The organism is Microbacterium testaceum (assembly GCF_001476285.1).
Classification (GTDB): Bacteria; Actinomycetota; Actinomycetes; order Actinomycetales; family Microbacteriaceae; genus Microbacterium; species Microbacterium testaceum_B.
The window spans coordinates 46,624-59,151 of sequence record NZ_LDRU01000033.1; the positions used below are offsets into that span (position 1 = coordinate 46,624).

Consider the following 12,528-nt stretch of genomic DNA (forward strand, 5'->3'; position numbering starts at 1 on the left):
TGGGCGCGGATGCGACGTCGATCGTCGCTTCCGCGCCCACGTTTCCCTCTCGAAGATCAGGCGATGCTGTGCTGACGTTCGGCCGCCACGACGGCCTCGCGCTGCTCGCGGGTCCACGTCTCGCGGGTCGCGAGCGCCGCGACCAGGCCGATGGCCGCGTAGAGCGAGAACAGGGCCGCGGGGCCGGCCCAGCCGAACGAGGCGAACAGCAGCGTCGTGATGAACGGGGTGAAGCCCGAGACCATCGCCGAGATCTGGTACGCGAGCGACGCGCCCGACGTGCGGGTGTTGGCGGTGAACAGCTCGGGGAACCACGCTCCCTGGCATCCGGCGAGCGCGTTCTGGAAGACCGCGTACGACAGCACGATGACGACCACGATCAGCGGGTACACAGCCGTGTTGACGCCGAGGAACATCAGGAAGCCCCACAGGATGCCGAGTGCGCAGACGACGATGTAGAGCGGACGACGCCCGATGCGGTCGGTGAGCTTGGCCCAGCCCCAGGTCGCGAAGATGCCGACGCCCGCGGCGATGCACAGCGCGGTGAGGGTCTGCCAGCTCTCGGTGATCTTGTTCGTGTTCAGGTACGAGATCAGATAGGTCACCGAGACCGCGTAGCCGGCCGTCTCCGCCACGCGCAGTCCGATGCCGCGCAGGATGTTGCGCCAGTCGGTCTTGATGACTTCCGTCAACGGCGATTTGAGGATCTTGCCCTCGCTCTTGACGTCTTCGAAGACCGGCGACTCGGGCACCTTGGAGCGGATGATCAGGCCCACGATGACGAGCAGGATGCTCGCGAGGAACGGCACGCGCCAGGCCCAGTCGCCGGGGAGGTGCACGCTGATGAGGAAGACGAGGTTGGCCATCAGCAGACCCACGGGGAAGCCGGCCTGCACGATTCCGGTGAACGACCCCTTGGAGCGCCACGGGGCGTGCTCGTAGGTCATGAGGATCGCGCCGCCCCATTCGGCGCCGAAGGCGAGACCCTGGATGATGCGCACGGTCACCAGCAAAATCGGAGCGACGATGCCGGCCACCGCGTAGGTGGGCAGGAGGCCGATCGCGAAGGTCGCGAGACCCATGACGATGAGCGACGTCACCAGGACGGGCTTGCGGCCGACCCGGTCGCCGAGGTGGCCGCCGATGATGCCGCCGAGGGGACGCGCGGCGAAGCCGACACCCAGCGTCGCGAACGACAGGAGCACGCCGGTCAGGGCGTCTCCCCCGGGGAAGAAGGCGGTGCCGAAGTACAGCGCCGCCGCGGTGCCGAATCCGATGAAGTCGTACGTCTCGATGACGGCTCCGACTCCGGAGCCCACCGCGACCCGCCGGACGTCTCTCGTCCCGCGGACCGGCCCTCGCATCTTGATGGCTTCTGTGCTCATCGCTGTGCCCTTTCTCACGTCATTGTGCCCGAGCGGTCCTCACCGCCGACGAGACCGATTCTGGAGGAGGTTCGTCCTACTGTCAACAGTCCAACGCTTGAACTGCTGACAAGATCGATCTAGCATGGCCGACGTCGCGACGACGCGACCGAAGAAAGGGTGATCCCATGACCACGACCCGCACCGCCGTCCTGACCGGCGCCGCCGCCGAACGGGGCATCGGCCGAGCCACTGCCCACGAGTACGCCAAGGCGGGCTGGGCCGTCGCCGTCCTCGACCTCGACGGACTGCTCGCCGAGAAGGTCGCCGCCGAGATCGCCGCCGAGCATGGTGTCGCCACCTACGGCGGGGCGGTCGACGTCGCCGACGAGGCGTCCGTGCAGGCCGCGCACGCCGCCGTGCAGGCCGAAGTCGAGGCCGGTCGCCTCCCCGCCGTCGGTGCCCTGGCGAACATCGCCGGCATCACCTCGCCCGTGCCGTTCCTCGAGACGACGCTCGACCTGTGGAACAAGGTCATGGCCGTCAACGCGACCGGCACGTACCTGGTCACGAAGGCCTTCCTGCCCGGCATGATCGATCAGGGCTTCGGCCGCATCGTCAACATGTCGTCGGTCTCCGCCCAGCGCGGCGGCGGCGTGTTCGGCAAGGTGCCCTACTCGTCCGCGAAGGCGGCCATCCTCGGCTTCACCAAGGCGCTCGCCCGTGAGCTCGGCGACTCGGGCGTCACCGTCAACGCCGTCACCCCCGGCGCCGTCGACACGAACATCCGCGTCGGGAGCACCGACGAGCTCGAAGCGAGCATCGTCGCCGGCATCCCGCTCGGACGCACCGCCACCCCCGAAGAGGTGGCCGCCGTCTTCGTCTTCCTCTCCAGCGACCAGGCCGCCTACCTGCAGGGCACCACGATCGACATCAACGGCGGCAGCCACCTGCACTGACCGCCCACCCTTTCGACGAGGAGTCACCGATGACCACTCAGACCCATCCGTCCGCGACGACGGACCGCCTCGCCACCGTCCGCCAGGGCGCTCAGCGAATCCGCCTCAACGCCCTGCACATGGGCGAGGTCCAGGGACAGGGCTACATCGGCCAGGCGCTCGGCGCCGCAGATGTCCTCGCCGCGGTGTACCTCGACCAGCTGCGCCACCGCCCGGCCGACCCGCACTGGGACGAGCGCGACCGCTTCCTGCTGTCGACCGGCCACTACGCGATCGCGCTGTACGCGGCCCTGGCCGAGGCCGGGGTCATCCCGCGCGAAGAGCTCGACACCTACGGCTCCGACGACTCGCGCCTGCCGATGTCGGGAATGGCCAGCTACACGCCGGGCATGGAGATCTCGGGCGGCTCCCTCGGGCACGGCCTCACCGTCGCGGTCGGTATGGCCCTGGGCCTGCGGCACCGCGGCAGCGACGCGCGGGTGTTCAACTTCCTCTCCGACGGCGAACTCAACGAGGGATCCACGTGGGAGGCCGCGATGAGCGCGGCATCCCACCGCCTCGGAAACCTCACCGCTCTCGTCGACATGAACGCCCTGCAGGCCGACGGCCCCACCGCGGGAGTCCTCGCGATCGAGCCGGCCGAAGAGAAATGGGCCGCGTTCGGGTGGAACACCCAGCGCGTCGACGGCAACGATCCGGATGCCGTGCTCGCGGCGTTCGACGCCGTCGCCGACCGCGATCCGGTGGGCGCCCCGCAGGTCATCCTGTTCGACGTCACCGTCGGCAAGGGTGTGCCCCTGCTCGAGCAGCGCGAGAAGAACCACTTCATGAGGATCGACGAACACGAATGGGCGATCTGCCGCGAACAGCTGATCGCGGGCTTCGAGGAGGCCGGCCGATGACCATCACCACGCCCAAGCTGAAGACGTCGGCGATGATCGCCTCGTTCGCCGACCCGGGGCAGAAGACGGCGCCGGCTCCATTCGGACACGCGCTGGCCGCCCTCGCCGACCGCGACGAGCGCGTCGTCGGCCTCAGCGCCGACCTCGCCAAGTACACCGACATGCACATCTTCCGCGACCGGCACCCGGAGCGGTTCTTCCAGATGGGGATGGCCGAGCAGCTCCTGTTCGGAGCGGCGGCGGGCATGGCCGAGGTGGGCCTGGTGCCCTTCGCCTCCACCTACTCGGTGTTCGCCGCGCGTCGCGCGTACGACTTCATCTGCCTCGACATCGCCGAGCCCAACCTGAACGTCAACGTCGTGGGCGGCCTCCCCGGCCTCACGACCGGCTACGGTCCGAGCCACCAGGCGACCGAGGACGTCGCGATCTTCCGGGGGATGCCGAACCTCACCATCGTGGATCCGTGCGACTCGGTCGACATCGCCGCGGCCGTGCCGCAGCTCGCGGAGCACGACGGCCCCACCTACCTGCGCCTCCTGCGGGGCAATGTGCCGACGGTGCTCGACGAGTACGGCTACACGTTCGAGCTGGGGAAGGCCAAGGTGGTGCGTCCGGGCGCCGACGTGGTCTTCGTCTCGAGCGGCCTCATGACCATGCGCGCGCTGCAGGCCGCCGAGCGTCTCGCCACCGATCGCGTCGACGTCGCGGTAGTCCACGCTCCGACGCTGAAGCCGTTCGACGAAGAGACCGTCGTGCGCGAGCTCGACACCCCGCGCCTCGCCGTCACCCTCGAGAATCACACGGTCGTCGGGGGTCTGTTCGAGACCGTCGCCGCAGCCCTCGTGCGCCGCGGCATCGGACGTCGCGTGGTGCCGGTGGGGCTGCCCGACGCCTTCCTCGACGCGGGGGCGCTCCCCACCCTGCACGAGCGGTACGGCCTGTCGACCGACGCGATCGTCGCGAAGGTGAAAGCCGAGCTCGGTTGACGCGCCGGCGTCGGGGAAGGGCATGCGCCCCCTCCCCGACGCCGCTGTCGATAGAGTGACGCCAACGTCCGCCGCCACGACAAAGGGTGCCTCCATGCGCGTGCTCGTCACCAGTTCCCGTAACACCTTCGCCCTCGACCTCATCCGCAAGCTCGGGAGCGTGGGACACACGGTCTTCGCGAGCGACACCTACGACGGAGCGGTGGGCAACCACTCGCGCTTCCTCGCCGGGCACCTCGCCACCCCGTCGCCGCGGTTCGAGACCGATGCCTTCATCGCCGCGGTGAGCGATTACGTCGAGAAGCACGACATCGACCTGATCATCCCCACGTTCGAGGAGGTGTTCTACCTCGCCGCCCGCGTGGCCGACCTCCCGTCCGGCGTCCGCCTCTTCTCCGGCACCTTCGCCGACCTCGCGCGCCTGCACGACAAGGCGAGCTTCCAGCGCCTGGCTCAGGATGCCGGGGTCCCCATCCCCGAGACGGTCGTCGTCACCTCCCCCGAGGAACTGCGGACCGCGATCGACGGTTTCCCCCGGTACTTCGCCCGCGCGGCGTTCTCGCGCGGCGGGGTCGGTCTGCTGACGAACACCGGCCCGCTCGCCGGCAAGATCCCCGTCGAGGAGTGCGTTCCCACGCCCGAGCAGCCCTGGCTCGTCCAGCCGTTCGTCGACGGGCCGATGGTCTGCACCTACAGCGTCGTCGTCGACGGCAAGGTGCAGGCGCACACCACCTACAAGGCCGCCGAGCAGTGGGCGCACTCGACCGCGATCGCGTTCATCGCCGTCGACAGCACCGACACCCTGCGCTACACGCAGCAGATCGTCGACACGCTCGACCCCGGGTTCACGGGGCAGATCTCGTTCGACTTCGTCGACCACGGCACCGAGGCGGCCCCCGACTACAAGATCATCGAGTGCAACCCGCGCCCGACCAACGGCGTCATCCTGCTCGAAGCCGAGGACGTGTCGAAGGCGATCCAGGGCGAGCTCACCGAGCCCGTCGTCGCGATCCCCGGCACGGAGCGCCAGATCACCCTCGCGGTGCTCGCCGACGCGTTCACCGAGCCGCTGAAGCACCTGCCGAAGACCCTGCACGACCTGCTGCACGTGCGCGACGTCGGCGCGGGCTGGTGGGACGGCGCGGCGATGCTCTGGAGCCCGGCGACCATCGTCCACGGCGCCAAGATCTCGCACGGCGACCGCAAAGAGATCCTCGCGGCGCTCGGCGACGACATCGTGTGGAACGGCGAACCGATCGAGGGCATGAGCGACGCGGATGCCGAGGCCCTCGAGGCGGTGCACGCCGGTCGCGCGTAACTCCCCGGCATCCGGAGTCCCTGGCTGAGCGCCCCGAGCCGTCCCGCGGAGTCCGCGGCCGACACGCCGCGACGGACGACCCCCGCCCGGCGTGTCACCGCAGATCTCCGCGAGACGGTACGCGCGCGGGGCCTCACGCCCCCGGGCGCAGCACCACCTTGATGCAGCCGTCCTCCTTCTTCTGGAACGTCTCGTACAGGTCGGGGGCATCCTCCAGCGGCGCGTGGTGGGTCACCAGATCCATCACTCCGAGAGGGTCGGCGGGGTCCTCGACCAGCGGTAGCAGGTCGTCGATCCAGCGCTTGACGTTGCACTGTCCCATGCGCAGGTTCAGCTGCTTGTCGAACATCGTCTTCATCGGCAGGATGTCGGCCTCGCCCGCGTACACGCCGCTGAGCGACACCGTGCCGCCGCGCCGCACGAGGTCGATCGAGGCGTACACCGCCGCGAGCCGGTCGATCCCGGCCTTGTCCATGAGCTTCCGCGCGAAGGAGTCGGGCAGCAGGCCGACGGCGTTCTGCGCCAGCTTGGCGCCGCCGTTGCCGTGCGCCTCCATGCCGACGGCATCCACGACCCCGTCGGCTCCGCGCCCCTCGGTGAGGTCGATCAGTTCGTCGACGACCGTGTCGGTCAGGTCGTAGGTCAGGATGCCGTGCCGCTCGGCCATCGCCCGCCGTTCGGGCTCGGGCTCGATGGCGAGCACCCGATAACCGAGGTGCACGCCGATGCGGGCGGCGAACTGTCCGACCGGGCCGAGGCCCATGACCGCGAGCGTGCCGCCCTCGGGGACGTTGGCGTACTGCACGCCCTGCCAGGCGGTGGGCACGATGTCGCTGAGGAACAGATACCGGTCGTCGGGCAGGTCGTCGCCGACGCGGATGTGGTTGTAATCCGCGAGCGGGACGCGCAGGTACTCCGCCTGGCCGCCCGGCACCTGACCGTAGAGCTTCGTGTAGCCGAAGAGCGCCGCGCCGCTGCCGTACTCGCGCACCTGCGTCGTCTCGCATTGCGACTGCAGTCCGCGGCGGCACATGAAGCAGTGCCCGCACGAGATGTTGAACGGCACGACGACGCGATCGCCGACCGCGAGGTTCGTGACGGCCGAGCCGACCTCGACGACGACGCCCATCGGCTCGTGGCCGAGGACGTCGCCTCTGTCGATGAACGGGCCGAAGAGTTCGTAGAGGTGCAGGTCGGAGCCGCAGATCGCCGTCGAGGTGATCTTCACGATCGCGTCGGTCGGTTCGAGGATCTCGGGGTCGGGGACCTCCTCGACGCTCACGTTTCGCGTGCCCTGCCAGGTCAGTGCCTTCATGGTGGTGCCTCTCGTTCCGGGGGACGGCCAGTCTGCGCGGCGGTCCGAGAGTGGCCGAGGTGGTTGACGGACCCCCGCCCGATGGGTCAGGCACCCGGTGCCGCGAGCGGCGGCGCATCGACCCACGCGTGCACTCGGCGCAGGAACGCGGCGTACCCGCCGGGGGTGCGCCCCATGAATCGGCCCGACGTCTCGACCTCGTGCACGTCGCTCGCACGTTCGCGCGCGCCGAGAGCCCGCACCGCGCGCACGAGGGCGACGTCCTCGTGCTCGACGAGATCCCGGATGCCACCGGCCTCGACGTACGTGCTCGCGCGCACGCCGAGATTGGCCCCGTGCACGTTGCCCGGCGGCCGACCGCGCTCGTGCGTGGCTCGCCAGTACGCCGCGTGGCGGGCGCTGAGGTCGGCGAAGTCGGGGCGGACCGTGCCGAGGACGAGGTCGATCCCGGCATCCATCAGCTCGAGCTGGTGCGTGATCCAGTCGCGCGGCACGATGGTGTCGGCATCCGTCATCGCGATCCACGTGTCGCCCGGGGCCGAATCGAGGGACGCGAGCGCGTGCGCGACACCTGTGCGGCGGGCGGTTCCGACGTTGCGCGCCGAGATCTCGAGCGCCTGCACCGGCCACCGCCGCGTCTGCAGGCCCGTGGTGTCGCTGCATGCGTCGAGCACGACGACGATCGTCGCCGAGAGATCCGGCTCGCGTTCGCGCGCGTGCGCCATCGCCCGGGTGACCGAGGCGAGGCAGCGCCCGATCAGCGCCTCCTCGTCGTGCGCGGGGATCACCACGGCCACCGCCCTCACGGCACGAGTCCGGTCTCGGTCGCCACCGACCGCGCTCCCGGACGCGCGAAGACCTCGAGCACGAAGTCCTCCTCTTCGTGGCGCACCAGGCGCACGAGATCGGGTCGCGCGGCGAGAGCGTCGTGCACGTCGTCACCGGTCCACGGGTACTCGGCGACCGGATGCCGCCAGTGACAGGCCACGAGATGACCGTCCTCGCTCAACGAGCCGACGCTCGCGGTGAGACCGCGGCCGAGATCGTCACCGGCCCAGTAGTACGCGACTTCCGACAGCACGGCGAGGTCGAACTCCCCCTCGGGCCAGTCGCCGGGGAGCGTCGCGCGGCGCAGCTCGACGTGCCCCTGCCCCGCCAGGCGTGTGCGGGCCCGGTCGAGCGCGGCGGCAGCCAGGTCGACCGCGAGCACCCGATCGCACCGCTCGGCGAGCGCGGCCGTCAGCGCTCCGGTCGAGCACCCCGCTTCGAACGCCGAGCGGTAGCGGCGGCGGGGCAGGGCGGCGAGCACCGCGGCTCGTTTGCGCTCCTCGTACCAGCGCGAGTCGAAGCCCCACGGGTCGTCGTGTCGCGCGTACATGTCGTCGAAGTAGTCCTGCCCGACGGAGGGTCGCTCAGCGGATGCCGTGCCGACGTCCGGGGCCTCCTCTCCGGCAGGGCCCGGAACCGCGGCGGGGGCCGGGACCGGGGCGAAGAACACCTCGCTGTCGCGGACGAAGTGCGCACGCATGCGGGCGTGGATCATCTCCTCGTCGCCGGGAGCGGACGACAGCGGGAGGATCTGGCTCGCGTGCGCGGCGAGCGCTCGGGTCTTGGCATCCTGAGCCTCCGGGGCGAGGGGCAGGCGCTCGGCCCGATCCCACGGCACATCGTCGGGGCCGCCCCAGTGCCAGAGCCAGATGGGGAACGCGCGCGAGCGTACCTGCCGCGCGGCGCAGACCTCCTCGACGACCTCTCCCACGACGCGGTGATCGCGATGCCCGTCGCCTCGCCACGGCGACAGCACGAGCACGCGATGCGGACCCGCGCGGTCGAGGGCGTCGCGAAGCGCCGCGGCGATCGTGTCGCGATGCTGGTCCGTCCCCCCGTCGGGCAGCCCGAGGAAGATCGCCGGCTCGACCAGACCGAGGATGTCGGCCGCCTCGAACACCTCCCGACGGCGGCGCAACGCCAGCGTCGCGGGGCTGTGCGTGGGCGAGTCGGGGTGGGATCCTTCGCCGTCGGTCACGACGAGGAGGTCGATCGGGATGCCGCGGCTCGCCGCCGTCGCCAGCAGACCCGCCGCGCCGAGGCTCTCGTCGTCGGGGTGCGCAGCGACCACGATCACCCGATCGACGTCGAGGTCGAGCGCGGGGATGTCGCGGCGGAGAGCGGCGGTCCAGACGTCCTCGTCCGTGCCGGGATCACGGTGGTCGAAGCTCACCACGCGCCCCTCCCCGCCGCGACGTCGCCGCCGATCCTCGCGAGGTCGCGGTCGGCGTGGTGCTGCCGGACGTACACCTGCATGTCGGCCACGCGCCGCGCGTGCGCCGCATCGGCGACGAGCGGGCCGGGTCCGAGCGCATGAGCCGCCTCGGTGAGCGTCGTCTCGACCGCGTCGGCGACCACCTGGCGCGCACGGTTCGCCCGCAGACCCTCGGATGCCGAGCTCCCCCCGTCGAACACCGTCGCCGTCTCGACGAGCACGGCGCGTGCCGCCCACAGGGCGACGTCGGCGCGGCCGAGGTGCACGCGCGCGAGCTGGTCGGCGCGCTCCCCCGCCGCGGCCTCGGCGAGCGCGTCGAGCAGGGGAACGGCGCCGCCCCACCAGCACGCCGCGACGCCCACGCCGCCGTGCGCGAAGCCCGGACGGCGCAGATACCACCCGGCATCCCCCACCGGGACGGCCGGAGCTCGGTCGACGTCGATGGGCGCGCTCACGACGCGGTCGAGCCCGCGGGCGTGCCACGGTCCGGAGCGGGCCGTGACGGCGGGATGCCGGAGGTCGAGCGCGAAGAGCTGCCGACGGTCCTCGTCGATCCAGGCGGTCACCAGCGCGTGGTCGAGGTCGGCGGCGAGGGAACACCACGGTTTCGTGCCGTGCAGCGTCCAGGTGCCGGCATCCTGTGTCGCCAACAGCCGCACACCGGGGCCCTCCGCGGCGAAGACGCCCCACGACCCGCTCGTGTCGACGTCGGGTGCGAAGCCGGCCGCGGCGGCCTCGTCGAGGATCGCCAGGGCGTCGAGGTGCGGCTCCAGCATCCGCGCCGCGGCGACGTCGCGCGCGGCGACCGAAGCGAGCAGCTCCCACGTCGGTGCGCGCGTGGAGGGCCGCGGGACGCCGGTGATCCAGGCGAGCGTGGCGGCGAGGTCGGTGCCGAGGTCGCCGACGGCATCCGCCCCGGTCAGCGTCGCACGCACGTCGTCGAGGCCGGGGGCGTCGGGCGGGAACAAGAGGGGGAAGCGGGGATGGTCGCCGTCGGTCACGCGCGCCAGGTTCCGCGGCCAGGTCGGTTCGAGCCAGATCCTTGACACGGCCACGCATCCCGGGCAGGCGCTGCCCGACGCCCACCGGTTGGGCTCCGGGCCCGCGCCGAGCTCGTACCGTCAGGCGGAGATCACAGCCGACACGCCGCCCACCGGCCACCCCGCACGGCGTGTCGCCCACCGACTCCGCACGACGGCACACCACCCACCCGCCGAACGGCCGCGAGTCGTCCCCCAACTCCGCACGACGGCACACCCACGGCACCACTGAGCCCTCACCGGCACGGACAACGGATGCCGCGGATCAGCGGTGCAGCACGCGCTTGCGCAGGAGGGCGTCGAGGTGGGCGACGTGGAGCAGCAGGGCGGGGAACGACGCCGACAGCCCCTTCCGCGGCAGACGATCGAGCGCGGGCTCGTCGGCGGGCAGCCGATCCTGCTGGCCCCGGACCAACCGCCGCACCGCGTTCAGCAGCGCCATGGGGTGGGTGTCGAGGGCGCTGTGCCCGTTGTGGATGCGCACGAGGGTGGCATCCGGAGCCGCCGCGACCACGCGCTCGGCGATCGCTGACGGGGTGCGCAGATCGCGGTCGCCCGAGAGCACGACGAGCGGCCAGTCGAAGGAACGCACCGCCTCGATGAGGTCGTACGGCTCCCCGACGAACGCCGGATACCGCGACGCCAGCGGGAGATAGGTGCGGGCCGGGTCGAGCGGGTGCCCGTCGGGGGTGCCGCCGTATCCCAGCTCGCGGAAGGCGATCGTGCCGACGAGGTCGAACTCGTAGATGCCCGGGAAGCGCGCGATCTCGGCGCCGCGCGTGGCGTAGGCGCCCAGCGCCCGCCACGCGAAGCCGGGCTCGTGCCGCACGAGCGGATGCACGAGGTCGGGACCACCCAGCTCGTACGCGGCACGCACGATGTCGAGCACGACTCGTTCCGAGACGCCGGCGGACACGAGACGCCTGACCCCGCGCGCCATGTCGTCGTCGGCATCCCAGAACAGCCCCCGCAGGCACGCGCGCTCGATGTCGATGTCGTGCGCCGACTGCAGGGCGGAGTCGAGCAGCATCGCCGAGACGCGTTCCGGATGCCGTGCCCCGAACGCCATGGCCAGGTAGCTGCCGTACGACGAGCCGACGATCACCGCGCGGTCGATGCCCTCGGCGTCGAGGACGGCCGCGAGATCATCGAGCACAGCGGTGATGCGCATCGCCGGGGGCGGCAGCGCACGCCCCTCGAGGTCGTGGCGCGAGCGGCCGACGCCCCGATGCTCGACCATGATCAGGTCGAGGCCGCCGCGGGCCGCCCAGCGACGCAGACCCCGATAGGGCAGGACCGATGCGAGCCCGGGGCCGCCCGGGATCACGAGAACGGGGGTCGCGCCGCGCGGTCCCGAGCGCACGTAGGCGAGGTCGAACGCCGGGGCCCCGTCGGCGGCGGGGCGCCGAACCCGGCGGACGTTCTCGCGCATGCTCAGCACGCTACCCGTCCGCGCGGCGCCCGCGGGCGCGGGCGTCGACCTCACGCGGGGACGGTGGGTCCGACCACGGCCAGCAGGCGCAGTTTCTCCGCGCTCTCGCTGCCGGGTGCCGCGGTGTAGACGAGCAGCGAGTGGCTCGTTCCCGGATCGATCAACGTCTGGCAGTGCACCTCGATCTCCCCCACCGTCGGATGAAGGAAGTGCTTGGTGTCGGCTGGTCTGAGGCCCACCTCGTGGCGCGCCCACAGCTCGCGGAACTCCTCGCTGCGTCGCAGCAGGTCCTCGGCGAGGCCGGCGGCGCGGGAGCCGGGTCCGCGCCGACCGACGATCTCGCGGAGCCCTGAGGCGAAGAGACGGCTGAGGAACGCGTGATCGTCGGGGAGGTAGAGCGAGCGCGACGCGGGGTCGACGAACCAGCGGTAGCCGAGGCTCCGCATCGGGCCGCGGCGGAGGGCCGCGTCTCCCATCAACGCCAGGCCGAGGCGGGACTGGCGCAATGTCTCGCCGAGCTCGGTGACGACCTCTGCCGGGGTGTCGTCCAGGCGGTCGAGGACGCGCAGCAGACCCGGGCTGATGTGCTCCCCGCCCAGCCCGTGCTCGGAGGGCACGTGACCCGCCAGGTGGAACAGGTGATCGCGTTCGGCGCGCGACAGGTGCAGTCCCTGAGCGATGGATGCCAACATCTGCTCGGACGGCTGGGGTCCGCGCTCCCGCTCCAGCCGCGCGTAGTAGTCGGTCGACATGTGGCTCAAGGCGGCCGCTTCTTCGCGCCGCAGCCCTCGGGTGCGCCGCCGCGCGCCGCGCGGGAGTCCCACATCCTCGGGCTGCAGCGCCTCGCGGCGGGTGCGCAGGAAGTCCGCCAGCGCGGCTCGATCGATCACGTCGTCCTGTCTACCGTCCCGGATCGCCGCGAACCAGGGCGCGCCGATCCCCCTCTGCC

11 protein-coding genes are annotated in these 12,528 nt (G+C 71.5%); 4 read left to right on the plus strand and 7 right to left on the minus strand.

Annotation, left to right across the window (positions count from 1 at the left end):
* Window positions 1-56 precede the first annotated feature (56 nt).
* On the minus strand, window positions 57-1,385 hold the full coding sequence (locus NS283_RS06935; protein ID WP_058596146.1) for an MFS transporter: 1,329 nt from the start codon (window positions 1,383-1,385) through the stop codon (window positions 57-59).
* A 167-nt stretch (window positions 1,386-1,552) separates the two neighbouring features.
* Between NS283_RS06935 and NS283_RS06940 the strand changes: the two genes are divergently transcribed.
* From NS283_RS06940 to NS283_RS06955, 4 genes are all read left to right on the plus strand, one after another.
* Window positions 1,553-2,323, plus strand: a complete 771-nt coding sequence (locus NS283_RS06940; RefSeq protein WP_058596147.1) for an SDR family NAD(P)-dependent oxidoreductase — start codon at window positions 1,553-1,555, stop codon at window positions 2,321-2,323.
* A gap of 29 nt (window positions 2,324-2,352) precedes the next feature.
* On the plus strand, window positions 2,353-3,225 hold the full coding sequence (locus NS283_RS06945) for a transketolase (protein ID WP_058596148.1): 873 nt from the start codon (window positions 2,353-2,355) through the stop codon (window positions 3,223-3,225).
* On the plus strand, window positions 3,222-4,211 hold the full coding sequence (locus NS283_RS06950; RefSeq protein ID WP_058596149.1) for a transketolase family protein: 990 nt from the start codon (window positions 3,222-3,224) through the stop codon (window positions 4,209-4,211). The genes NS283_RS06945 and NS283_RS06950 overlap by 4 nt, the downstream gene beginning before the upstream one ends.
* Before the next feature lie 94 nt (window positions 4,212-4,305).
* Window positions 4,306-5,529, plus strand: a complete 1,224-nt coding sequence (locus tag NS283_RS06955) for a carbamoyl-phosphate synthase large subunit (protein WP_058596150.1) — start codon at window positions 4,306-4,308, stop codon at window positions 5,527-5,529.
* A gap of 133 nt (window positions 5,530-5,662) precedes the next feature.
* Here the strand turns inward: NS283_RS06955 and NS283_RS06960 are convergent, their stop codons facing one another.
* The 6 genes from NS283_RS06960 to NS283_RS06985 all read right to left on the minus strand — a co-directional run bounded on the left by NS283_RS06960 (window position 5,663) and on the right by NS283_RS06985 (window position 12,469).
* Entirely contained in the window at window positions 5,663-6,844 is a 1,182-nt protein-coding gene (locus NS283_RS06960) for a zinc-dependent alcohol dehydrogenase (protein ID WP_058596151.1), read from the minus strand.
* Window positions 6,845-6,930: 86 nt separating this feature from the next.
* A complete protein-coding gene (locus NS283_RS06965; RefSeq protein ID WP_058596152.1) occupies window positions 6,931-7,650 on the minus strand; it encodes a glycosyltransferase in 720 nt (239 codons plus the stop codon).
* Window positions 7,647-9,068 carry a bifunctional PIG-L family deacetylase/class I SAM-dependent methyltransferase gene (locus NS283_RS06970; RefSeq protein WP_081317295.1) on the minus strand — a complete coding sequence of 474 codons (1,422 nt, stop codon included), beginning with the start codon at window positions 9,066-9,068 and terminating at the stop codon, window positions 7,647-7,649. Before NS283_RS06970 ends, NS283_RS06965 begins: the two co-directional genes overlap by 4 nt.
* On the minus strand, window positions 9,062-10,108 hold the full coding sequence (locus NS283_RS06975; protein WP_241492204.1) for an acyl-CoA dehydrogenase: 1,047 nt from the start codon (window positions 10,106-10,108) through the stop codon (window positions 9,062-9,064). Before NS283_RS06975 ends, NS283_RS06970 begins: the two co-directional genes overlap by 7 nt.
* Window positions 10,109-10,412: 304 nt before the next feature.
* On the minus strand, window positions 10,413-11,579 hold the full coding sequence (locus NS283_RS06980) for an alpha/beta fold hydrolase (protein WP_058596175.1): 1,167 nt from the start codon (window positions 11,577-11,579) through the stop codon (window positions 10,413-10,415).
* Window positions 11,580-11,629: 50 nt separating this feature from the next.
* Complete coding sequence (locus tag NS283_RS06985; RefSeq protein WP_058596153.1) at window positions 11,630-12,469, minus strand: helix-turn-helix transcriptional regulator; 840 nt, start codon at window positions 12,467-12,469, stop codon at window positions 11,630-11,632.
* Between the last annotated feature and the right edge of the window lie 59 nt (window positions 12,470-12,528).

What these genes read in the sequence shown, in the direction of transcription:
- NS283_RS06935 (WP_058596146.1), bottom strand. Translation starts at nt 1,385, where the DNA reads ATGAGCACAGAAGCCATCAAGATGCGAGGGCCGGTCCGCGGGACGAGA.
- NS283_RS06940 (WP_058596147.1), top strand. Translation starts at nt 1,553, where the DNA reads ATGACCACGACCCGCACCGCCGTCCTGACCGGCGCCGCCGCCGAACGG.
- NS283_RS06945 (WP_058596148.1), top strand. Translation starts at nt 2,353, where the DNA reads ATGACCACTCAGACCCATCCGTCCGCGACGACGGACCGCCTCGCCACC.
- NS283_RS06950 (WP_058596149.1), top strand. Translation starts at nt 3,222, where the DNA reads ATGACCATCACCACGCCCAAGCTGAAGACGTCGGCGATGATCGCCTCG.
- NS283_RS06955 (WP_058596150.1), top strand. Translation starts at nt 4,306, where the DNA reads ATGCGCGTGCTCGTCACCAGTTCCCGTAACACCTTCGCCCTCGACCTC.
- NS283_RS06960 (WP_058596151.1), bottom strand. Translation starts at nt 6,844, where the DNA reads ATGAAGGCACTGACCTGGCAGGGCACGCGAAACGTGAGCGTCGAGGAG.
- NS283_RS06980 (WP_058596175.1), bottom strand. Translation starts at nt 11,579, where the DNA reads ATGCGCGAGAACGTCCGCCGGGTTCGGCGCCCCGCCGCCGACGGGGCC.